The sequence below is a fragment of the Thalassospira profundimaris genome (assembly GCF_003326675.1).
Lineage (GTDB): Bacteria > Pseudomonadota > Alphaproteobacteria > Rhodospirillales > Thalassospiraceae > Thalassospira > Thalassospira aquimaris.
In genome coordinates, this window is sequence record NZ_JPWF01000013.1 from 20,892 (window position 1) to 43,775 (window position 22,884).

Annotated in this window: 20 protein-coding genes; 10 read left to right on the forward strand and 10 right to left on the reverse strand. The window is 55.8% G+C overall.

Annotation, left to right across the window (positions count from 1 at the left end):
* Positions 1 to 36: 36 nt before the first annotated feature.
* The 3 genes from TH19_RS17155 to TH19_RS17165 form a co-directional block, all read right to left on the reverse strand.
* Positions 37 to 723, reverse strand: a complete 687-nt coding sequence (locus TH19_RS17155) for a GltB/FmdC/FwdC-like GXGXG domain-containing protein (protein WP_114103591.1) — start codon at positions 721 to 723, stop codon at positions 37 to 39.
* Between the two features lie 83 nt (positions 724 to 806).
* The gene (locus TH19_RS17160) at positions 807 to 1,703 is read right to left on the reverse strand and encodes a class II glutamine amidotransferase (RefSeq protein WP_114103592.1); all 897 of its coding nucleotides are present in this window, start codon (positions 1,701 to 1,703) and stop codon (positions 807 to 809) included.
* A gap of 118 nt (positions 1,704 to 1,821) precedes the next feature.
* Positions 1,822 to 2,526 (reverse strand): helix-turn-helix domain-containing protein, encoded by a 705-nt coding sequence (locus tag TH19_RS17165; protein WP_220151755.1) that lies wholly within the window; start codon positions 2,524 to 2,526, stop codon positions 1,822 to 1,824.
* 402 nt (positions 2,527 to 2,928) lie between these two features.
* Between TH19_RS17165 and TH19_RS17170 the strand changes: the two genes are divergently transcribed.
* The 5 genes from TH19_RS17170 (at position 2,929) to TH19_RS17190 (ending at position 8,238) form a co-directional block, all read left to right on the forward strand.
* Positions 2,929 to 4,062 carry an aminomethyl transferase family protein gene (locus tag TH19_RS17170; protein WP_114103593.1) on the forward strand — a complete coding sequence of 378 codons (1,134 nt, stop codon included), beginning with the start codon at positions 2,929 to 2,931 and terminating at the stop codon, positions 4,060 to 4,062.
* 81 nt (positions 4,063 to 4,143) lie between these two features.
* On the forward strand, positions 4,144 to 4,755 hold the full coding sequence (locus TH19_RS17175; RefSeq protein WP_114103594.1) for a dimethylamine monooxygenase subunit DmmA family protein: 612 nt from the start codon (positions 4,144 to 4,146) through the stop codon (positions 4,753 to 4,755).
* Positions 4,752 to 5,717 carry a PDR/VanB family oxidoreductase gene (locus tag TH19_RS17180; protein WP_114103595.1) on the forward strand — a complete coding sequence of 322 codons (966 nt, stop codon included), beginning with the start codon at positions 4,752 to 4,754 and terminating at the stop codon, positions 5,715 to 5,717. The genes TH19_RS17175 and TH19_RS17180 overlap by 4 nt, the downstream gene beginning before the upstream one ends.
* Before the next feature lie 14 nt (positions 5,718 to 5,731).
* Entirely contained in the window at positions 5,732 to 6,772 is a 1,041-nt protein-coding gene (locus TH19_RS17185) for a heme-dependent oxidative N-demethylase family protein (protein WP_114103596.1), read from the forward strand.
* 101 nt (positions 6,773 to 6,873) lie between these two features.
* Positions 6,874 to 8,238, forward strand: a complete 1,365-nt coding sequence (locus TH19_RS17190; protein WP_114103597.1) for an NAD(P)-binding domain-containing protein — start codon at positions 6,874 to 6,876, stop codon at positions 8,236 to 8,238.
* A 495-nt stretch (positions 8,239 to 8,733) separates the two neighbouring features.
* Here the strand turns inward: TH19_RS17190 and TH19_RS22785 are convergent, their stop codons facing one another.
* The 5 genes from TH19_RS22785 to TH19_RS17210 all read right to left on the reverse strand — a co-directional run bounded on the left by TH19_RS22785 (position 8,734) and on the right by TH19_RS17210 (position 14,624).
* Positions 8,734 to 9,024, reverse strand: coding sequence for a hypothetical protein (locus TH19_RS22785; protein WP_181846461.1), 291 nt, complete (start codon positions 9,022 to 9,024; stop codon positions 8,734 to 8,736).
* Between the two features lie 61 nt (positions 9,025 to 9,085).
* The gene (locus TH19_RS17200; protein ID WP_114103598.1) at positions 9,086 to 11,467 is read right to left on the reverse strand and encodes a trimethylamine N-oxide demethylase; all 2,382 of its coding nucleotides are present in this window, start codon (positions 11,465 to 11,467) and stop codon (positions 9,086 to 9,088) included.
* A gap of 240 nt (positions 11,468 to 11,707) precedes the next feature.
* Positions 11,708 to 11,872 (reverse strand): hypothetical protein, encoded by a 165-nt coding sequence (locus tag TH19_RS22790; RefSeq protein WP_181846462.1) that lies wholly within the window; start codon positions 11,870 to 11,872, stop codon positions 11,708 to 11,710.
* 35 nt (positions 11,873 to 11,907) lie between these two features.
* Positions 11,908 to 13,254: an ammonium transporter gene (locus TH19_RS17205; RefSeq protein WP_114103599.1), complete on the reverse strand. Its 1,347-nt coding sequence runs from the start codon at positions 13,252 to 13,254 to the stop codon at positions 11,908 to 11,910.
* A 305-nt stretch (positions 13,255 to 13,559) separates the two neighbouring features.
* Positions 13,560 to 14,624, reverse strand: coding sequence for a GlxA family transcriptional regulator (locus TH19_RS17210; protein ID WP_258548017.1), 1,065 nt, complete (start codon positions 14,622 to 14,624; stop codon positions 13,560 to 13,562).
* A 142-nt stretch (positions 14,625 to 14,766) separates the two neighbouring features.
* Between TH19_RS17210 and TH19_RS17215 the strand changes: the two genes are divergently transcribed.
* The 5 genes from TH19_RS17215 to TH19_RS17235 all read left to right on the forward strand — a co-directional run bounded on the left by TH19_RS17215 (position 14,767) and on the right by TH19_RS17235 (position 20,671).
* The gene (locus tag TH19_RS17215; protein ID WP_114103690.1) at positions 14,767 to 16,017 is read left to right on the forward strand and encodes a sarcosine oxidase subunit beta family protein; all 1,251 of its coding nucleotides are present in this window, start codon (positions 14,767 to 14,769) and stop codon (positions 16,015 to 16,017) included.
* A gap of 19 nt (positions 16,018 to 16,036) precedes the next feature.
* Positions 16,037 to 16,315, forward strand: coding sequence for a sarcosine oxidase subunit delta (locus TH19_RS17220; RefSeq protein WP_114103600.1), 279 nt, complete (start codon positions 16,037 to 16,039; stop codon positions 16,313 to 16,315).
* Positions 16,312 to 19,287: a sarcosine oxidase subunit alpha family protein gene (locus TH19_RS17225; protein WP_114103601.1), complete on the forward strand. Its 2,976-nt coding sequence runs from the start codon at positions 16,312 to 16,314 to the stop codon at positions 19,285 to 19,287. The genes TH19_RS17220 and TH19_RS17225 overlap by 4 nt, the downstream gene beginning before the upstream one ends.
* Entirely contained in the window at positions 19,280 to 19,837 is a 558-nt protein-coding gene (locus tag TH19_RS17230; RefSeq protein ID WP_114103602.1) for a sarcosine oxidase subunit gamma, read from the forward strand. The genes TH19_RS17225 and TH19_RS17230 overlap by 8 nt, the downstream gene beginning before the upstream one ends.
* Before the next feature lie 141 nt (positions 19,838 to 19,978).
* Positions 19,979 to 20,671 carry a dienelactone hydrolase family protein gene (locus TH19_RS17235; RefSeq protein WP_114103603.1) on the forward strand — a complete coding sequence of 231 codons (693 nt, stop codon included), beginning with the start codon at positions 19,979 to 19,981 and terminating at the stop codon, positions 20,669 to 20,671.
* A 76-nt stretch (positions 20,672 to 20,747) separates the two neighbouring features.
* On the opposite strand, the gene argE is transcribed toward TH19_RS17235, so the two are convergent.
* Both argE and TH19_RS17245 read right to left on the reverse strand, forming a co-directional pair.
* Positions 20,748 to 21,926 (reverse strand): acetylornithine deacetylase, encoded by a 1,179-nt coding sequence (gene argE / locus TH19_RS17240; protein ID WP_114103604.1) that lies wholly within the window; start codon positions 21,924 to 21,926, stop codon positions 20,748 to 20,750.
* The gene (locus TH19_RS17245; protein WP_114103605.1) at positions 21,923 to 22,690 is read right to left on the reverse strand and encodes an NAD kinase; all 768 of its coding nucleotides are present in this window, start codon (positions 22,688 to 22,690) and stop codon (positions 21,923 to 21,925) included. Before TH19_RS17245 ends, argE begins: the two co-directional genes overlap by 4 nt.
* Positions 22,691 to 22,884: the final 194 nt, after the last annotated feature.

Genomic DNA, 22,884 nt, shown 5'->3' on the forward strand with positions numbered 1-22,884 from the left:
GTTTCTGGGCTGAAAACGTGGTTTCAGCGCTGCGCGTCAATAAGCGTCGGCATTATCGATATTGAAGTTGTAAAGCTGGCGGGCAGAGCCATATCGCGTGAATTCGTCGGGCTTCACATCCGTGATCCCCGCATCCGAAAGCAGCTTGGCCAGAATTTCGATATGTTCGGGGCGCATGTCCTTTTTGATGCAATCCGCACCAAGCGATTTGACCGTACCGCGCACGAAAAGCCGTGCCTCATACAGTGAATCACCAAGTGCATCACCGGCATCACCCAGAACAACAAGGTTGCCCGACTGTGCCATAAAGGCCGACATATGGCCGATATTGCCTTTGACGACGATGTCGATGCCCTTCATCGAAATGCCGCATCGTGACGATGCATTGCCCTCGATCACCAGCAATCCGCCGTGGGCAGTCGCCCCGGCATACTGGCTGGCATCGCCTTTGATCACGACTTTGCCCGACATCATGTTTTCCGCCACACCCGGACCGGCATTGCCATGAACCGTGATGTGGGCGGTTTCGTTCATGCCCGCGCAGTAATAACCGACGCTGCCCTTGATATGGACATCGACCGGGGCATCAATCCCGACGGCAACCGCATGGGCGCCCCGAGGATTGGTCACTTCGAATTCCTCGTTCCCACCTTCTTTATCAAGTGCATGAAGCGACGCATTCAGGTCGCGCAGTTCGGTGGTTGCAAGATCAAACACTGGCATGTGTGTTCCTTCCTTCTAGGGCCGCCTGTGTCAAACGGCCGGGTCGGGGCGCGCGGCGCAGCACCCGACAGGGTTCTTGAAAATCAGTGTTCCCAGAAATAAACCGTGGCCGGTTCCGGTTCCCAAACCCGCGCATCTTCGATGCCCGGCAGGTTTACAAGCGCGCGGTATTCCGACCCGAATGCGACATAGGCATCGGTTTCGGCCATGACGGCGGGCTTGCACGCAATCGGATCACGGACAACCCCAAAGCCCGACTTGGTGCCAACGACAAAGGTGAAGAACCCGTCAAGGTCATCAAGCGCACTTGTCAGGGCCTCGCCAAGGTTCTTGCCCTTGGCCATTTCCCCGGTCAGATAGGCTGCGGCAACTTCGGAATCGTTTTCGGTTTCCATGCGAATGCCCTGATGGGACAGTTCGCGGCGCAGATTGTTGTGGTTTGACAGCGACCCGTTATGGACAAGGCACTGGTCCGATCCGGTCGAAAACGGATGGGCGCCAAGGGTCGTGACCGCACTTTCGGTTGCCATACGGGTATGGCCGATCCCGTGCGTGCCCGACATGTCGGTAATCTTGAACCGTTCGACCACATCCTTGGGCAGGCCGACTTCCTTATAGATTTCCATGACATTGCCCGTGCCCATCACCCGGACATTGGGGCGAAGTTCGGCAAGGGCGGTACGGGTGGCATCCATCTGATCGGCGGCAACCGTGATGACGGCATGTGTGCTTTTGGGCAGGATCGATGCATTTGCAATGCCCGCAGCCCGCAGCTCATCGGTCAGACCGGCAAAATCGGTTTCCGGTTCCGGGGACTGAATGGTGAGTTTGGCCAGATTGTTCTGATCTGCGCCATAAATGGCGATCCCCGCACTATCAGGGCCGCGATCGGTCATGGTCACCAGCATTTCCGACAGCAAAGCGCCGAGCTGCGGTTCCAGACTTTTATCTTTAAGGAATAAACCAACGATGCCGCACATGGCAGGACAGTCTCCATTCTGTTGCTTGAATGGAGACTAGCTGTTCGCGATTGCGGAATCAACTCATAAGAATAAAAATTTCATCAGGGTGAATTAGTTTCTTCACCGTGAAGAAAGTTTACGAGCGTGCCGGGTAGCAGATAATCGACAGATAACGGATTGGAAATGAAAGAAGTTCTTCCGGTCCGTGCCGTGCATCGGCATCAAAAAACAGGCTGTCACCGGCTTGCATGTAATAAAGCTGATCACCGTGGCGATAGCGTACTTCACCCTCAAGCATATAGATGAATTCCATGCCTTCATGCTGGAAGGCGGGGAAACTGCTCGACTCCTCGGTCAGCGTCAGCAAATAGGGCTCGACGACGACACCGCTGGTATTGTTATCAATATGCCCAAGCAGGTTATATTCATGGCCTGCACGCGTGCCGCGCCGTTCAATCGCAATGCCTTCGCCCGATTTGACGAACACCGCATTGCGCGGTTCTTCATAACGCCGGAAAAAGTCGGTCAGCGGTACGCCAAGCGCGCTTGCCAATGCCTGAAGCGATGTCAGAGACGGTGACGTCACACCGTTTTCAATCTTGGATAACATCCCCATAGAGATGCCGGTTGCCGACGCAAGATCGGCAATGGTGATGCCAAGTTTCTTGCGCAGGGCACGGACTTCGTGGCCGATCGCGATTTCCAGATTGTTTTCCTTTGGCTCGCGCAGAGCATGCGGGTCCTGGGTAAGGGCGGCCGGTTTGTTCATGGAGTCCATGCTGTGTCCTTGCTCGCTATTGGCGGTGCTTTTCGTCGGTGTGTTCGATTTGGTATCTGCCATTGTGGCGGCTTCCTTCGCGACCGTCCCAAACCGGGGCGGCGCGTTTCCTGATCGTTTCCTGGGTTTCCTGCCGGGCCGCTTTTGCGGCTGTCTTTTGTTTTGGGTCTTTGCATCGTGACGGGTTGGATCGCCGGACGACAAACAGACCTTCCAGAGTCATTTAAACTGTCAGGAAAGATTTATCAACTGAAGGGAAAATCAATTTGCAGATTTGGCGAGTTTGCAAGGCATGGGCAAATTACTGCAATGCCGCAGAAAATCACCTTTGAGGAATAATTATTGAATTAAATGAAAAATAAATATTGCGTTCGCGAACAAGTTGCCGCCAGAATGGAGAACATAAAAAGCCGATAATTGCGCGCTGATTGCGCGACAAGGCGACCAAATCAGGAGGCCATCACAATGACTGCAAGCTGGAGATTTTCCGTCCTTGCCGACCGCCACCGGGCGCTTGGTTCCAATCTTGAAGACTGGAGCGGGATGGGAACGGCATGGACCTATGACAAGGATTGGGACGAGGAATATATCGCCATCCGTACCAAGGCCGGGATCATGGATGTATCGGGCCTGAAAAAGGTCCATATCACCGGGCCACATGCCTCGCATGTCATTGATTATGCCACCACGCGCAATGTCGAAAAGATCTATCCGGGCAAGTCGGTCTATGCCTGCATGCTTAACGATCAGGGCAAGTTTACCGATGATTGTGTGATTTATCGCATGGGACCGAATTCATGGATGGTGGTTCACGGTTCGGGCACCGGGCACGAAGAACTGACCCGTGCGGCCATGGGGCGCGATGTGTCGGTTCGCTTTGATGATGACCTGCATGACCTGTCGCTTCAGGGGCCGTTGGCTGTCGACTATCTGGCGGAATATGTGCCCGGCATTCGCGATCTTCCCTATTTCCATCACATGCAGACCCAGTTGTTTGGCGCGCCTGTGATGATTTCGCGGACCGGCTATACCGGTGAACGCGGTTACGAGATTTTCTGTCGCGGGCAGGATGCCGGGATGATCTGGGATCGTATCGTTGCCGAAGGTGCCGATATGGGCATTATTCCGACCCGCTTTACCACGCTTGATATGCTGCGTGTCGAAAGTTACCTGCTGTTTTATCCCTATGACAACTCGCAGATGTACCCGTTCGAAAACGAAGGGCCGGGCGATACCCTTTGGGAACTGGGTCTTGATTTCACGGTCAGTCCCGGCAAAACCGGTTTCCGCGGGGCCGAGGAACATTACCGTCTCAAGGGCAAGGAACGTTTCAAGATTTTCGGCATCCTGTTTGACGGCAAGGAAGTCCCGGCCGAAGGGGCTGCTGTGTTCAAGGACGGGACCAAGGTCGGTGTTGTGACCTGCGCGATGTATAGCCCGCTTAAAGAACAGACCATGGCAATTGCCCGTTTGGCGGTTGATTGCGCCCAGCAGGGTGTGCGTCTTGAAATTGCCGGGGCGGACGGGATGCTGGGCGGTATGGCCCATACCATGCCGTTTGATGATCCTTCCAAGTCCAAAAGAACTGCCAAGGGTTGATGTGCCGCGACGAGGGCCGTCAGAGGCCCCCGGATCGCCAAGCCGATCCTTTGGTTTCTGACAGAACGGGACCCCGCTACCATGTCTGAAAGTTTGATAGAAGAAAGCATTCTTTCGCGCCCGACCTATGGCACCCTGGCGATTGCGCCGGGGTTGGCGCATTACTTTGTTGCCGATGCTTCGGGCGCAGAATGTGTTATCCGCGTTGCCCAAGCCGCCCCGAAAGGTTTCATGGAAAAGGTGCATATCCTTTATGTGCCGACGCCGGGTGAAAACGCCTTGATCACCGCCCTTTACGCGTTGGGGGCCAAACGGTTCGAACACTTCCCGACCATTGATGACGCCATTGCCAGGCTTGGCGACTGGCTGGCCGATGCCAAAATGGGCAGTCAGCTTTACCTTGCCGGGACCGAGGGCCTGATTGGGCAGGCTGTCGCCAAGGGCGAGGAATGCGGGCTCGATCATACAGCGGTGCAGTGTGAACATCGCGGCAGTCTGGCAAGGCGCGTTCAATGCGTTCACTGCAAAACCATGATCGAAAAGGTCACGACACAGCCGGTCAAATGCCCGTCCTGTGATCTTCTGCTTTTGGTGCGCGATCATTATTCCCGGCGTCTGGCCGCCTTTCAGGGTGTTTGCATCAATGCCGAAGACCCGACCGAGGAAGTCGAAATCAGGGAGGTGTTCAAATGAGTGCGTCCGATCATTTAATCCCGGTTGTTGTCAGCAAGGTTGTCGAAGTCAATTCGATCATCAAGCGGTTTGAATTCAAACATATCCACGGTAACGAACTTCCGGCCTTTTCCGGCGGGGCGCATATCGTTGTTGAAATGCTTGATGGTTCGACCAAGCGCAAGAATGCCTATTCATTGATGAGTTCACCGTTTGAGCGCGGCCAATATGCCATTTCGGTTCGGCGTGATGATGACGGGCGCGGTGGATCGAAATTCATGCATGAAAAGGTCGAAGCGGGCATGAAGATGAATATCTCGGCCCCGGTGAACCTGTTTTCCCTTGATTTGCGGGCCCGCAAACATCTGATGATTGCCGGGGGTATCGGTATCACGCCGTTCATCGCCCAGATGGCGCAGGCATCCGAACTTGGTGCGCCGTTCGAACTTCATTATGCGGCCCGTACTGCGGCACAGGCGGCCTATATGGACAGCTTGCAGGATCGCTTTGGCGATAATGTCACATGTTATTGTGATGATGCGGGCGGTGGTCCTGATCTGGCGGAACTTTTGTCTGATCAACCGCTTGGCACCCATGTTTATGTCTGCGGGCCGAAAGGCATGATCGAAGCGGTTGTCAAAACCGCAACCGACCTTGGCTGGCCCGCCGCCCACATCCATTTCGAACATTTCCTGTCCCCGCCGGTTGGTCAGGCATTTTCCGTCCATCTGGCAAAGGCCGGGATCGATATCGCGGTCGGGCCGGAACAAAGCTTGCTTGAAGCCATCGAGGCATCCGGGACCCCGGTCAATTGTCTGTGTCGTGGCGGGGCGTGTGGTCAATGCGAAACCAGGGTCGTCACCTGTGATGGCGATATCGCCCACAACGACCACTGGCTTGACGACGATCAGCGTGCCTCAAAGCAATTCATCATGCCCTGCGTGTCGCGTTTTCGCGGTGAACGCCTTGAGCTTGATCTGTAAGGGGGATCGGCATCATGACCATTCAGTTTAGAAACGAGACATTCCGTAACGATTTCACCTATGCCAACAGTCCGGGCAACATCCCGCGCTTTCCGTTCCCGTTTCCCGAAGACGTTTATATGTATTCGACCAATGTGGAACCGCATCACGCCACACGGGCGGGAAGCCCGTTTGAACATGCCTTTGATGTGGACGAACATTACGTCGCGGAAATGAAGGATCGCGCGCTTGTTCTTGCCGATGATCCCGGTCGCTGTCAGGCCTTGCCGCATATGGAAACAGCCGGTTGGGATTTTGTCGAACTGGTGATGGTTTCCAAGGCGCGTGATTATCCCGATCTGTTCGAGCTGACCATTGACGGGGATCGCTGGCATTGGATCAACAAGCCGCTTCAGATCGACGATACGTTCATCTTTGGCGACAGTTCGGCCCTGCCATGTCATCCGATGGAATATATCGGCCGCCAGGTGCAGGGCGACCATGCCATCCTTGATCAGCGCGACGGCAATCTTTGGCTTGATGCCGGGATCATTACCGCACAGGCCGACTGGTCGCTTGATTTTGATGTCGGCATGAATTTCTTTGAATGGCATGCACCGGTGCCGCTGGCCCATGAATTGGGCGTGTTTCAGCGCGCGTTGAAATTCCTGCTTTCCCTGCCGCAAGGGCAGCCGTCCCGGCGTCTGAACTGGACGCTGACGGTTAATCCAAGGCTTGATACCAGCCCGGAAAACTATCCGAAATGGGGCCCGGATCGCACCACGGTGACGCCTGAAAATATCGGCGAAAAGATCCATCTTCGGGTCGAGCTTCAGACCTTCTGGCGGTTGCCGCGATCGAACGCGATCCTGTTTCCGATCCGTACCTATTTGATGGCGATGAACGAAGTCGTCACCCAGCCGAAATGGGGCCGTCGCCTGCATCGTGTGATGCGCGATCTGCGCCCGGAACTTGTCGAATACAAAGGGTTGTCACGCTATCACCCGATCCTGGTCGAGTGGTTGTCGCAATTTGACGACGGTGCGCCGACATCGCCGGGGATTTTCCCCGACTAGGGATAAGGGCCTGAAAAACGGCCCGAAACGGCACGAAAAACGGCACAAAAAAACAGCCGAAGGGAGGACAAGGAAAATGGTTTATCAGGGGATCAAAGGCAATGACACTTCGTGTTGCGATCATCGGAGCCGGCCCGTCGGGCATGGCGCAAATGCGTGCATTCCAGTCAGCAGCAGCCAAAGGGGCCGAGATCCCCGAGATTGTCTGTTTTGAGCGCCAGGAAGACTGGGGCGGGCTTTGGAATTACACCTGGCGCACCGGTCTTGATGAATATGGCGAACCGATCCACGGATCGATGTATCGCTATTTGTGGTCAAACGGACCCAAGGAATGCCTTGAATTTGCCGATTACACATTCGAGGAACATTTCGGCAAACCGATTGCGTCCTATCCGCCGCGCGCGGTGATCTGGGATTATATCAAGGGCCGGGTGGAAAAGGCCAATGTGCGCCCGTGGGTGCGGTTCAGAACGCCGGTACGCAGTGTTGAATTTGATGATGCGTCACAGACCTTTACGGTCACCTCGCATGATCTCAAAAACGATATCATCGCATCCGAGGAATTTGATTATGTGATCGTCGCGAACGGTCACTTTTCGACGCCAAATGTGCCGGAATTCCCGGGTTTCGAGACCTTTGGTGGGCGCGTTCTGCATGCCCATGATTTCCGCGATGCGCTTGAATTCAAAGATAAAGACATCCTGATCATCGGCACATCCTATTCGGCCGAGGATATCGGATCGCAATGCTATAAATATGGCTGCAAATCCGTCACGGTCAGTCACCGCACCAATCCCATCGGCTTTGATTGGCCCGATAACTGGGCCGAGGTGCCGCTTTTGACCAGGGTCGAGGGCAATACGGCTTATTTCAAGGATGGATCATCACGTGATGTCGATGCGATTATCCTGTGTACCGGCTATCAGCATCACTTCCCGTTCCTGACCGATGATTTGCGCTTGAAGACCGCTAACCGATTGTGGCCATTGGGTCTTTATAACGGGGTGGTGTGGGACGAAAACCCAAAATTGATGTATCTGGGCATGCAGGACCAGTTCTATACCTTCAACATGTTTGATGCACAGGCATGGTATGCGCGTGATGTCATCATGGGCCGTCTTGATTTGCCGTCAAAGGACGTGATGAAGGCGGATAGTCAAGCCTGGCGGGACCGCGAAGAAGGCCTGAAAGACGATCATGACATGATCTGGTTCCAGGGCGATTACACCGCCCATCTTATTGAAATGACAGACTATCCGATGTTTGACATCGAAGGGGTCAACAAGACTTTCGAGGAATGGGAACATGACAAGGCCCATGACATTATGGGCTATCGCAACAAGTCATACAGGTCACTTATGACCGGCAACATGTCCCCGGCCCATCATACGCCCTGGCTTGATGAGCTTGACGACAGTCTGGATGCTTATTTGCAAACTGGATTAAAAAGCAGCGCTGCAGAATAACGCTTATTATTAAATAGAAACTAATAATCCTGCTGTCATCTCCTGACAGAGAAACCTCGCAGTCACCCCAGCGCCAAGGCGCGGTGTTTTCTTTTGTATGAGGATTGGGTTTTGCGGGGTCATGATGCCCAAGGCATCCACAAGTGAAATCGCAGAGGGAGTAGCTGCGGAGAAGCCGAGATGGGGTTGTATCGGAGAGGGGGTAGCTGCGGCGAGGTTGAGATGGGCTTTGATTTGAGACGAGGTAGCTGCGGCGAGGCTGGGATGAGGATGGACCGGGGACGGGCAGCGCTGTGGCAAAGCTAAGGAGGCATTGGGTTGGAGCTGGACCGGGATTGGAGTTGGGACGGGTAAGACCGGACTGGGGCCGAGGTCGATCAGGAGGGATGGGCTGGATTAGGCTGGGTTAGTTGGGTTTTGGGCAGGGTTGGGTAGGGCCGGGAAAGGTCGGGCAGGACTGTGAGGTTTGGAGCTGGGCCGACAGATTACTCAGGATTAAGCAAGGTCTGGTGGGGCTGGGCAGGATCGGGAGAGATCGGGCGGGGCTGGTAAGGCTGGAAAGTTCGGAGCTGGGTTGGGCAAGGTCGAGTGGGACCAGTGCAGATGTGCTGCCAGAGCCAGAACCAGAGCCAGAGCCAGAACCAGAGCCAGAGCCAGAACCAGAACCAGAACCAGAACCAGAGCCAGAGCCGGAGCCAGAGCGGGAGCCAGAGCCAGACCCGGAGCCAAACCGGGCTGGATGGCTTTTTCGCCGAGGATTGCGATGGGCGGGATGAAGAAAAGCACGCCGGGCTGGGATGGCGGGCGTGCTTTGGATGGGTTTGCAGGAATGTGAGGATTCTTCGTGTTATGATCTTGGCTTGGTTTTTTCCGGGTCGTAATGCGGGAAAGCGGTGATTTTGGCGGGCAGGCGCATCATGTGGCCGTCAAGTTTGCCAATCTCGACCTCGGTGCCAAGATCGGCGTGGGCGATGTCGATGCGCGCAAGGGCGATGTTTTTGCCGAGGATCGGAGATCGCATCGCGCTGGTGACAACACCGATCTGGGCGCGCCCGATATGGACGCAGTCGCCGTGGCTGGCGGCGACATTGCCATCAATCTCGATCCCGACCAGTTTGTGGGATGGATGATCCTTGCGCCGGATCAGGGCATCGCGGCCGATAAAGTCGTCTTCCTTGGATTTCAACGGCACGGTAAAGCCGATCCCGGCTTCGAACGGATCGGTCTGGTCGGAAAATTCGTAATTGGCGAAAATCAGCCCGGCTTCGATCCGCACCATATCAAGGGCGGCAAGCCCCATCGGGGTCAAGCCGTGCGGTTCCCCGGCGTCCCGGATCGCATCAAAGACCGTCAGCGCATCCTTGGGATGGCACCAGACTTCATAGCCGAGTTCCCCGGTATAGCCGGTGCGCGAGATAACGACAGGTGCGCCTTTGGCATCCCCGATCCGGCCAATGGTGAATTTGAACCAGCCGACTTCATCAAGCTTGGGCTGATGGGGTGGTGTCCAGATAACTTCGCGCAGGATATCGCGGCTTTTGGGTCCCTGAACGGCGATATTGTGCATCTGATCGGTTGATGAACGGATCAGAACATGCAGGCCAAGCTTGGCGGCCTGTTCGCGCAACCAGATACCGCTGTAATCATCGCCGCAAATCCAGCGGAAATTATCCTGCCCAAGGCGCAGCAAAGTACCGTCATCAATCATCCCGCCGTGCGGATAGCACATGGCGGAATAAACGACCTGACCAATGCCGAGCTTTTTGACATTGCGGGTCAGGCAATGCTGCATCAGGGTTTCACTGTCGGGGCCGGTGATTTCGAATTTGCGCAGGGCCGAAAGGTCGATCACGACGGCCTTTTCGCGGCAGGCATAATATTCTTCGATCATGCCAAAGCCGGTATATTCGTGCGCCAGCCAGAACCCCTTATAGTCAACAAAGTTGCGGGTCAGTTCGCCAAAACGCGGGTGAAAGGCAGTTTCTTTGGTCATTTTTGCTTCGGCCTCTGCTGTCGGGCGCCAGGCAACGGCATGGGTGAATTTTTCGGTGCTGTCATAGGCACGGATATGAATGTCGGTCGGTTTCCAGCCATTGGCCGCCGTGGTGTCATCAGGGCAGGCCGACGATACACAGACCAGATCGGTCATGGCGCGGAGCAACACGTAATCGCCCGGACGTGACCAGGGCTGATCGGCATACATCACACCGTGATCATCAATGCCGGTATTGAAAAAGAAATTGATCGCCATCCAGCCGGATCGCGGATCAACCCCGTGTGCGGCAAGGGCCCCGTTGAAATTATCGGTGCAGTTCACATGCCCCGGATAACCGATATCGTCGTAATATTTGGCGGCACAGGCCATGGCAAAGGCATCGTGGCGTCCGCAGGTATCCTGGATAACCTCGACCAGCGGGTCCATGTCCTGATCATAATATTTGCCATGCAGGCCGGGCATGGGATAGGCGTGCCCCATCAGTGTGCGCGTGGTGGTGACATCCAGCGGGTTCTGGATGCCGCGATCAAGTTTGCGGGCATCAAAGCATTGAAAATCGGTGCATTGCCGCCCGTCGACATCAAGAATCTGAATGTAATCACCAGCCTTGATTTCATAGGCTTGTGCGGTGGCGGCATGCACGCGCAGATCAAGATTCGGGTCGGCCAGCGGGTCCGGCAAGGCAAAGCTGTATGTGTCATGGTGATGGGCACGTTTGATTTCGGCCGCAATCGGGCTTGCCGTGTTGTGGGCATCAATTTGCATGATCGGCGCAGGCGTGGCGATGATGACAAATCCGTCAAACTGTGCGGTCAATTCGATCCTGTCCCCGGCCGGGCTGGCATTGCCGAACATGCGTAGCGCAAGGCAATTTTCAAGCGCGATATCGCGGCGTTTGAGAGTGGCAGCAAAGCGCGCAAGGCTTGTGTCATAGGGATTGCCCAGAAGGTCGATCAGGCCGCGTGGTTTGCCGTGCGGGAGTTGCTCGAAGATCGAGGGCAATGCGCCACCCGCCGGATCAAGGCCGATCAGTTCGACCGTTTGCATCCCTTCGATATTGGTCAGGGTGACAAGATCGCCTTCGCGAAGGGCAATCAGGGCGGCCCCGCGACCGGGAATTTCATAGCGTTCGATATTGCGTGCCATCGCGGTGCGCCCGGCATTGAGGATGCGGCTGGGGCGTGCGGCGCGAACAGCATGGGGATAGGGAAGGGGGTGGGAAAGGTCGATCATTGTGGCCTCTGCGGTGAATGATCTGGGGTGCAAGTCAGATGTGGTCAGGGTGCCGGAATGTAGCGATATGCCCGGTGCCGGTCATGGTGCTTGCAAGGGAATGGCAGCCCGTTTTGGGGTGTCATTCGAAGAAAGACCGAAAGGCCAGTTTTAAGGCTGGCCTTTCGCTGTGTTCGTGATGGGATGTTGTGCCGATTGGGTTCAGGGCAGGCTGGCAAAACATCCCGTCAGTCCCAAAGATTACATGTCTTTGTAGGCTTTGTTCTCGTGGGTGGCCATCGAAACGATGGTCCAGACACATACGCCAATACCGATCAGCGTGAACAGAGCCAGAAGGGCCGGTTTGTCAGCAAAGGTAAAATAGGCCTCTGCACCTTCCCAGCTGGTAATCGGAGATGTGTTCATTTTCAGTTTCCTTGTCTTAAAGGATCAGGAACGGATTACTCGGCCGGGGTCGGCGAAGTAGGATCGTTGGTGAACGCAGCCGGAACAGAGCTTTCCGGATATGCGCTGACCGGGACTTCTGCCTTGTCGAGACCAGCCAGTTCTGCCTTCTCGGTAACACGCAGCAGACCGACGACCTTAAGAACGTAAGACAGGGCATAGCCCGGAACGAAACCAAGGATCATGAAGACAACCGCACTGGAAAGCTGACCGACAAACGAGATGTCCGGACCGGCAACGTTCGGATAGCCCGATGCAAACAGACCCGCTGCAATAAGGCCCCAGACGCCGCCAAAGCCGTGAACGGCAACCGCGCCAACAGCATCGTCGATCTTGAATTTGCCAACGAGGATGTCGTTGAGTTTCGGCATGATGCAACCGCCAGCGAAGCTGACAAGGAAGGCAAAGCCCGGATAGTAAAGATCAAGAGCCGGAGCCGAAGAAATCACACCGATCAGTGCGCCCGACATCATCCAGAACGGATCACGGGTGACGAGGTAGGCACCGATCATGCCGCCTGCAACGCCCATCAGGGTGTTGAATGCGAATGCCGACAGGGTCGTCGGGGTGTTGTAGATGGTGGTCCACATGTCACCGGTATAGATGATGCAGCCGCCAAGGAAGCCAAAGAAGCCCATCACGATCAGCATCAGGCCAATCAGCGACATCGGCATGTTGTGGCCGTCGATATTGTTGACCGTACCATCGGCATTGAAGCGACCGATACGCGGGCCGAGATTGATCAGAACACCAAGGGTGAAGAAGCCGGCAACGGTGTGCACGCAACCAGCAGCGCCAACGTCATGAAGGCCCCACTCGGTGGTGAGCCAGCCATCCGGGTGCCAGCCCCAGGATGCGCCAAGGATCCAGACAACCGCGCCAAGGAAAATGGCAAGGATGGTGAAGCCGGAAATACGGATACGTTCGATCACCGAACCCGACATGATCGAGGCGGTGGTTGCAGCGAACAGGGTGAAGGCCGCATAGAAGATGCCCGATGCGTTATCGGTCAGGTTCGGACCCATGAATTCGCTCCAGGGCAGGCCTGCCTCGGAACCTTCGGCGATGCTGAAGCCTGACGGGAACGCCAGATAGATCCACCAGCCAACATAATAGAATGCCGGAATAAGGAATGCGAACGCGATCAGGTTTTTCATGCCCGATGCCAGCGCGTTCTTTGCGCGCGATGCACCCATTTCATACGCAAGGAAGCCTGCATGGATGGCAAGCATCAGTGCTGTACACCACCAATAGAAAACTTCGGAATTGATGGTCGTTGCCATGCTGAGTGATGACTCAAGGCTATCGAGCCTTGCCATCAACTCCGGTACGGATTGTTCCATTTTAGTCTCTCCATCACATAATGCCCCCCGATGGACATTCCTTTTATTAAAAATCAATTCATTGTAGTGAACAAGTTCAAATGTGTTTTTTATTGTGCGTTGCAAAAAATATAATAAAAATAAATAGTTAGTTAAGTTGGTGGATCGCCGATAGATCAAATGTTTAAAAAATAGGCCTTGAAAAATTATGCATATCAAATATGCAGACTCGTTGAGTCGTGCCGATTCTGTCGAAATCGTTGTCCGGGATATGCGCCCCTCGGTTGGATAGGTTTCCTTGCCGAACGGGGTGGGGAATGCAGCGATCAGTCGCCGCGTGCCATGCTTGGCGTGATACCGTAGGTTGCCTTGTAGCTGCGCGAGAAATGGCTGCTGTTTGAAAAGCCGGTGGCAAAGGCAATTTCGGAAATGGTCAGGGCACTTTGGGTCAAAAGCCGGTGGGCATGATCAAGGCGGACCTGACGATAGGTTTCAAGGAACGACTTCCCGAGATGCTGATCAAACAGACGATCAAGCTGACGGGTGGACAGGCGGGCAAAGCGCGCCATTTCTTCGCGGGATTTCGGGTCTTCGATGGTGGTTTCCATCTTTTCGAGAACCCGCAACAGTCCCGGATGATGAAGGTTGTAACGTTCGGCAAGGGATGCGCGCTGTGATCCGGTTGATGTGCCGACCTGGGTATGCAGGAACCAGTCCGAAACCCGGGTGGCGAAATCCGATCCGAGATTCTCGGCAATCATCGCATGCATCATATCAAGCGGCGCGACCCCGCCGCCACACGTGATCCGGTCGCCATCCATGACAAAGCGGGCACGCTGTGGTTCGAGATCGGGAAAGGCTTCGATCAGGGCCGGGGCATGTTCCCAATGGATGGTGAATTGGCGTTGTCCCAACAGTCCGGCAGCCGCCAGCACATAGGCCCCGCTGGAAATGCCGCCCATCCGCACGCCCCAGCGGGCCAGTTTGCGCAAGGCCGGCAGCATTCCGGGGGCCTGCCATTGCGACGGATGGCCACCGGCACAGACAAACAGGCTGTGCAAATTGGTCGGGGCCTGGGCCAGTGGCGTGGTCGGGACCGCTGTGCCCGAGGACGAGGCGATATGCCCGCCGGACACCGAATAATTCAGGATGTTGTACACCGGCCGCCCGGCCAGAAGATTGGCAGCCCGCAACGGTTCAATTGCCGAGGCATAGGACATCAGCGCGAAATCGGGCAGCAGAAAAAAGCCGATTTGTTGCGGGGCCGGGAACGCAGTCGGACCGGCGGGGGAGTGAGAATGCATTTGCGGCTGTGGTGACGATGTCTTGGCGGCAGGTGTGACCGGGGTGGCCGGTTTGGATTTGGCCCTGATTTCGGTTTCCGATGTCATCACATGCCCCTGATCGCGCGTTTGGCGGCATCAAATGTGATGTCCCAAATATGTTATTAGATGTCTTTTTTAGACAAGCTGGAAATTGTGGCTCTGTCAAGATCGGTTGGTACCCGTTGCGGGCAACAGCGAAAGATCAAAGATGCGTTATTCAGCCCTGTCATTGCTTGGCAATGCTTTTTCCAAGAACAAGAACTGGAAACCGGCCTGGCGCAATCCCGACCCGAAACCCCGTTATGATGTGATCATCATTGGCGGTGGCGGGCATGGATTGGCGACGGCCTATTACCTTTCCAAGGTGTTTGGCGTCCGCAATGTGGCCGTTCTTGAAAAGGGCTATCTGGGGTCGGGGAATATCGGGCGTAATACGACGATCATCCGGTCGAACTATCTGCTTGAAGGCAATAACCCGTTCTATGAATTCTCGATGAAGCTGTGGGAAGGATTGGAGCAGGATTTCAATTTCAACGCCATGGTGTCCCAGCGTGGCGTGATCAATTTGTATCATTCCGACGTACAGCGCGATGCCTATACGCGGCGTGGCAATGCCATGCGGTTGCACGGGGTGGATGCAGACCTGCTTAATCGTGATCAGGTGCGTGAAAAGCTGCCATTTCTGGATTACGACAATGCGCGTTTTCCGATCATGGGCGGTTTGATGCAGGCGCGTGGCGGTACGGTGCGCCATGATGCGGTGGCCTGGGGATTTGCCCGTGGGGCCGATCAGAACGGTGTTGATATCATCCAGAATTGCGAAGTCACGGCGATTGACCGTGATGGTGATCAGATCACGGGCGTTCAAACCACCCGTGGCGCAATCAAGTGCGGCAAACTTGCAATGGCGGTTGCGGGCAGTTCAAGCCATGTGGCGCAAATGGTCGATATGCGCCTTCCTATTGAAAGTCACGCGCTTCAGGCGTTTGTGTCCGAGGGGTTGAAGCCGTTTATCGATACGGTCGTCACATTCGGGGCCGGGCATTTTTATGTGTCGCAGTCCGATAAGGGCGGGCTTGTGTTTGGCGGGGATATCGAGGGGTATAATTCCTATGCCCAGCGCGGCAACCTTGCCTGTGTTGAACATGTTGCCGAGGCCGGAATGGCGATGATCCCGGCATTGTCGCGGGTGCGTATCCTGCGCAGTTGGGGCGGCATCATGGATATGAGCATGGATGGATCGCCGATCATGGATCGGACCCATATCGGCAATCTCTATTTCAATGGGGGTTGGTGTTATGGCGGGTTCAAGGCGACGCCTGCATCGGGCTATTGCTATGCCCATTTGCTGGCGACCGATCGCCCGCATGAAACCGCGACCGCATTCCGCATGGACCGATTTGCACGCGGTTATCTGCTTGATGAAAAGGGCGTTGGTGCCCAGGCCAACCTGCACTAAGCCGCAAAGGAATTTGGAAATGAGCAGTCTTGTCAAATGTCCTCATTGCGGTTCCCGCCCCCGTGAGGAATTTACCGTGCGCGGCGAAGTCGCAACCCCGCGTCCGGTTGCGGGTGCGGATGAAAGCATCTGGTTTGATCATGTCTATCTGCGCGATAACCCGCGCGGGCAGCATCGGGAATATTGGCACCATTCGGGCGGATGCCGTCGCTGGCTGGTGCTGGATCGCAACACGGTCACCCATGAAACCAGTAACGTGGTTGATGCCAGTACTCTTAAGGCGGAGGGCCGGGCATGACCAGTTTCCGGATGGATGGCGGTACGCTGATTGATCGCGATGATGTGCGTGAATTCAGCTTTAACGGCGAGAAGCTTCGCGGTTTTGGCGGTGATACGGTGGCGTCCGCCCTGCTTGCCAATGGCAGGCAACTGGTCGGGCGCAGTTTCAAATATCACCGCCCGCGTGGCATCCTGACCGCCGGGGCGGCAGAACCCAATGCACTTTTGACCATCGGGCGTGATGGCCGTCGGGATCCCAATACCCGTGCGACCATGGCGGAACTTTTTGACGGGCTTGAAGCGCGATCACAGAATTGCTGGCCGAATGTGGATTTTGATATCGGGGCGATGAATGGCCTTTTGGGGCCGTTGCTGGGTGCCGGGTTCTATTACAAGACATTCATGTGGCCCGCGGCATTCTGGGAAAAGGTTTATGAACCGCTGATCCGCAAGGCCGCCGGTCTTGGCCGGGCAAGTTATGATCCCGATCCCGGCTATTACGAGAAATGCTGGGCGCATTGCGATGTTCTGGTGATCGGGTCCGGTCCCGCCGGACTTGCCGCGGCACTGACCGCGGGCCGGGCAGGGGCACGGGTGATTATTGCCGATGAAGGTGCGCAGCTTGGCGGTGGCATGTTGGCCGAAGGCAGCATGATTGGCGGTAAGCCCGCCGATGCGGTTCTGGCCGATATGGTTGGTGAATTGCATGCCATGCCCAATGTCGAGATCAAAAAACGCACCACTGTTTTCGGGGCCTATGACGATCAGGTCTTTGCCGCGGTTGAGCGGGTGCAAAAGCATCTTGCCGAGACGGCGATCAATCCGAACCGGGCGATGGAACGGCTTTGGCGTATTGTTGCCAAACAGGTCATTCTGGCAACCGGGGCCGAGGAACGCCCGATTGTGTTTGGCGGCAATGACCGGCCCGGTGTGATGACGGCGGGTGCGATGCGGACCTACCTTAATGCGTTTGGTGTCGCACCGGGCAAGCGCGTTGCCCTTTTTGCCAATAACAATCAGGCCTATCAGACCGCGCTGGACCTTGAAGCAAGCGGGATCGAGGTTGCAGCGATCATTGATCCGCGCAAATGCCCCGATATTGATTACGACGGCAAGGCACGGTTGATTGCCGGGGCGATGGTTCGTGATACGGCCGGACGCAAGGTGATCAAATCGATTGCCGTGCGTCATGATGATGGCCGCGATGAAGTGATTGCGGTTGATGCGCTTGCCGTTTCGGGGGGCTATAGCCCGATTGTGCATCTGGCCTGTCATCGCGGGGCAAAGCCGGTCTGGTCGGATGAACATGTTGGTTTCCTGCCGCCCGAAAATTGCGATGGCATGGTGCCCGCAGGGGCGGTTGCCGGAAATGCCGGGATCGCATCGTGCTTTGTGGCCGGTGCCAAGGCGGCGGTTTCGGTATTGGGCGTGCTTGGATTAACCGGGGAGCCGGCAAGTTTGCCTGGTCTGGAACAGGTCGATGATATTGCGCAGGGAACGGTTGCGATCTGGTCGGTGCCACCCAGCAAGGGCAAGGCGTTTGTTGATTATCAGAACGATGTGACGGCGGGTGATATCAACCTTGCGATGCGCGAAGGATATGATCACGTCGAACTTGCCAAGCGTTATACCACCAACGGCATGGCGACCGATCAGGGCAAGACATCGAATGTGAATGCGATTGGCATCCTTGCCCAAAACAAGGGTGTGTCGCCCGGCGAGATTGGCACAACGACATTCCGCCCGTTTTATACGCCGGTGTCGTTTGGCGCACTTGTTGGCGCATCGAAGGGGTTCGAATTCCAGCCGGTGCGCAAATCGCCGCTTCATGGATGGGCCGCACGCAACGGGGCGAAGTTTGTTGAAACCGGGCTTTGGTACAGATCAAGCTGGTTCCCGAAAGACGGCGAGACATTCTGGCGCGACAGTGTTGATCGCGAGGTTCGCAATGTGCGCGAAAATGTCGGGATTTGTGATGTTTCAACCCTTGGCAAGATCGAGATTTTTGGTGCCGACGCGGCAGAGTTCCTGAACCGGGTTTATTGCAATGCCTTCCTGAAATTGCCCGTTGGCAAGGCGCGTTATGGCATCATGCTGCGCGAGGATGGTTTGGTCTATGATGATGGCACGACCAGTTGTTTGGCCGAAAATCATTACTTCATGACGACGACAACCGCCCTTGCGGCGGGGGTTTTGACCCATCTTGAGTTCTGTGCGCAGGTTTTGTGGCCCGAACTTGATGTGCGGCTGGCATCGGCGACCGATCAATGGGCACAGATGGCGGTTGCCGGACCAAAGGCCCGTGATGTTCTGGCCAAGATCATTGATGACGATATTTCAAACGAGGCGTTCCCGTTCCTTGCCGCGCGCGAAGTTTCGATGTTTGGCGGTCGGCTGACCGGGCGGTTGTTCAGAATTTCCTTCTCGGGCGAGCTTGCCTATGAAATCGCGGTTCCGGCCGGATATGGCGAAAGCGTTGCCGATGCCATCATGGTGGCGGGCAAGGAATTTGACATTGCGCCATATGGCACCGAGGCGCTTGGCGTCATGCGGATTGAAAAGGGCCATGTCACCCATGCCGAGATTAATGGCACGGTGACGCCCGCCGATCTTGGTATGGGGCGGATGGTTTCGGTGACCAAGGATGACTTTATCGGTCGGGTGATGAACCGGCGCGAAGGACTTCTTGATCCGATGCGCCCGGCACTGGTCGGGATCAAGCCGAAATCACCGGAGGACAAATTTGCCACCGGGTCGCATATCCTTAAGGTCGGGGACGAGGTCAGTCTTGCCAATGATCAGGGTTATGTCACCTCGATGTGTTATTCGCCAAGCCTTGGTCATGCGATTGGCCTGGCGCTGGTGAAAGGCGGGCCGGAACGGTATGGCGAGGAAGTCGTCATCTGGAACGGTCTTGCCGGGACCAGCATTACCGGCATCCTTTGCAATCCGGCCTTTGTCGATCCAGAGAATGAGAAGCTCCATGCGTGATTTTCTGCTTAATAACGTATCGCCATTTCCGGCCAAGCCGGATGCCAACGGGCATGCCGCGGTTCATATCGCGCCGGTCAGTGCGGGCTTTGTCATTCATGTTCTGGGTAATGGCGCGCCAGATGAAAGCGGCCTTACCAAGGTTTTGGGCGATATTGCGCCCGACCTTGGCGGCGGGCTTCGTTCGCCGTCGCCCGGCCAGTGGTTCTGGGTTGGGGATTGCGACATTTCACAAGGCCGCTTTGCCGAGATTGCCGGGCACATGCCCGCCGAATTTGCGCTGTCCGATCAGACCCATGGCCGGGTTCGGATCATGCTTTCGGGGGCGAAGGTCCGTGATGTTCTGATCAAGGGGACGATGGTTGATCTTGCCGATGATGTTTTTGCTGTGGGTGCGTCGGCGATGACCATGATTGGTCATATCGGTGCGATGATCACGCGCACCGACGTGGAATGCTTTGAAATCATGGTCCTGCGCAGCTTTGCCGAAAGCCTGTGGCATGAACTTGACCAGATGGCGGCCGAGTTCAACCAGCCGCACGGGATTTAGCAACCCGATATAGCGACCCCAAATCGTGTCATCGTGATTTATCGACGGGCGGGCGTGGTTTTTTGCAGCGATCCCCTTGTGATCGGGTATTCTGGTCTTAACTGACTGGACATAAAGATCAAAACAAGGAGGTTGATTGCGATGACAAAGCTTGATGTGACCACCCCGGACGGGAATTTCGAGGCCTATGTGGCGATGCCGGCAATCCTTCCGGCGCCGGTTGTTGTGGTTATTCAGGAAATCTTTGGCGTCAATGCGGTGATGCGCGGGATTGCCGATGATTATGCCAAGCAGGGCTATATCGCGGTATGTCCCGACCTGTTCTGGCGGATCAAGCCGGGCATCGACATTACCGACAAGTCCGAAGCCGAATGGAAGCAGGCCTTTGGCTATTACCAGGCGTTCAACGTTGATAAGGGCGTTGAAGACATCGCCGCAACCATGACGGCCGCGCGCGGTATCGAGGGGGCCAATGGCAAGGTCGGGGTTGTTGGTTTCTGCCTTGGCGGGCTTTTGACCTTCCTGTCGGCAACACGAACCGATGGCGATGCCTTTGCGGCCTATTACGGAGGCGGCATGAATAATTACATGAACGAGGCCGATAACATCAAAAAGCCGCTGATCGTGCATCTTGCGGGCAATGATGAATATATCCCGGCCGAGGCGCAGGACGTGATCAAGGAAGCACTTGGCGATCATTCCCTGACCGAGCTTCATATCTATCCGGGGCGTGATCATGCCTTTGCGCGCAAGGGTGGCGCCCATTATGACGAGGCCGATGCCAATACGGCAAACGAACGCACCGCGGAATTCTTTGACGCCAATCTGGTTTGATCCAGACCTGATGTGCCAAACGACAAAGGGCTGCGAAATTCGCAGCCCTTTTATATATGTGCGGTGATCTGGCCGGTTACTTGACCAGAACGGCCAGCAATTTATCCAGAAACACTTCGCAGCGGCCCAACTGATCAAGTTCGATGAACTCGTCTGGCTTGTGGGCCTGTTCGATATTGCCCGGGCCACAGACCACGGTCGGAATATCGCCCATCGCGGAAAAGACCCCGGCTTCTGTGCCAAAGCTTACCTTGCCGGTCGTGTTGGCGCCGGTCAGCGCCATGACCAGTTTGGTGACTTCCTCGTCATCGCCCGTGGCAAGGCCCGGCATGTCGGAAACCACTTCGATCTCGACCCCGACATCGGCATAGGTTTCGCGCATTTCCGGGATTAGGACCGTGTCGAGATATTCGAAAATCTGCGCCTTGAGCGCATCACGATCATCATTGGGCAGATTGCGGAATTCAAAATCGACAAAGCAATTCTGCGGGATGATATTAAGCTGTGTGCCGCCCTTGATCACGCCGGTATGGAAGGTGGTGTGATTGGGCACGAATTCATCATCATGCGGGCCTTCATCGCGGCATTTGCGGCCCAGCTTGCGCAGGAAGACAACAAATTCCGAGGCGAATTCAACAGCGTTAACACCTTCGCCCGGAAGCGACGAATGCCCCGACCGGCCGGTGAAATGCGCCCGGGCGGAATATTTGCCTTTGTGCTGGGTGATGACCTTCATCTCGGTCGGTTCACCAACAATGCACATGGCGGGTTTGTGCGGCAGGTTGTTAATCGCCTCGACCAGACTTGGCACGCCAAGACATCCGACTTCCTCGTCATAGGTAAAGGCCAGATGGATCGGCACGCGCAGATCGGCGTTTTTGAATGTCTCGGCCTTGGCCAGCAAACAGGCCAGGAAGCCCTTCATGTCACATGATCCGCGGCCATAAAGTTTGCCGTCGCGGATATCGATGCCATAGGGATCGGATGCCCAGTTCTGGCCCTCGGTCGGGACAACGTCGCTGTGACCTGACAGGATCACGCCGCCATTCACGGCCGGGCCGATGGTGGCATAAAGATTGGCCTTGGTGTTGCTGTCATCGCGGACAACAAGGGTTTCATAGCCAAGCCCGTCGAGGAAGGCTTTCACCTCTTCGATCAGGGCCATGTTCGGGGTCATGCTGACCGACGGGTGGGCAATCAGTTTGCGGCACCAGTCAATGGTGTCTTGTGACGGTGCAAGTGCGGCGGTGGTCATTCGACGAATTGTTCCTTAAGGATACGCTCTTCGAGATTATGTTCGGGATCAAACAGCAATTTGATCTTCATGTTGCGATCTTCGCGGATCTTGACATGGGAAACATCGCGGACCTCGGTATAGTCGGCCACGGCAGAAACCGGGCGTTTTTCCGGGTTTTCGATGGTAAAGACAACTTCGGCCCCGTGCGGGAGCAACGCACCACGCCAGCGGCGCGGGCGAAACGGGCTTATTGGCGTTAAGGCCAGCAAGCCACTGCCCATCGGCAGGATCGGGCCATGTGCGGACAGGTTATAGGCCGTGCTGCCCGCAGGCGTACAGACAAGCGCGCCATCACAAACCAGTTCGGCCAGACGTTCAACACCGTCGACCTTGATGCGCAGTTTGGCGGCCTGGCGGGTTTCACGCAGAAGGGAAACTTCGTTGATCGCAAGGGCGCACAGGCTTTCGCCAGAAACGGTGTGGGCTTCCATCTGAAGGGGATGAAGTTCGACGGTTTGGGCCTCGGCGATGCGTTCGGGCAGGCCCATTTCACGGAATTCATTCATCAGGAACCCGACAGTGCCGCGGTTCATGCCATAAATCGGCACCTTGCGGCCCATATAGCGGTGCAGGGTTTCGAGCATGAAGCCGTCACCGCCAAGGGCGACGATGACTTCGGCCTTGTCCGGGGCTGTATGGCCATAACGATGTTTCAGCCGATACATCGCATCCTGTGCGATTTTGGTTTCGGCTGCGACAAAGGCGATGGAATCAAGCTGCATCTGCTATCCGACGGGTAATTGGGGCGCGCCCATAAACGAGCATTTCCAACAATAGAGTATGCTTTGCATTGAATTGCAAGGGGCTGCGTCATCAATCCGCATAGAGAAAGCATTCAATATGCAGGCTGTCTGGTTGACCTTGGCGGGAAAACAGAGGAACCTGAAAAACAACACTCATTTCCATATCAGATCGC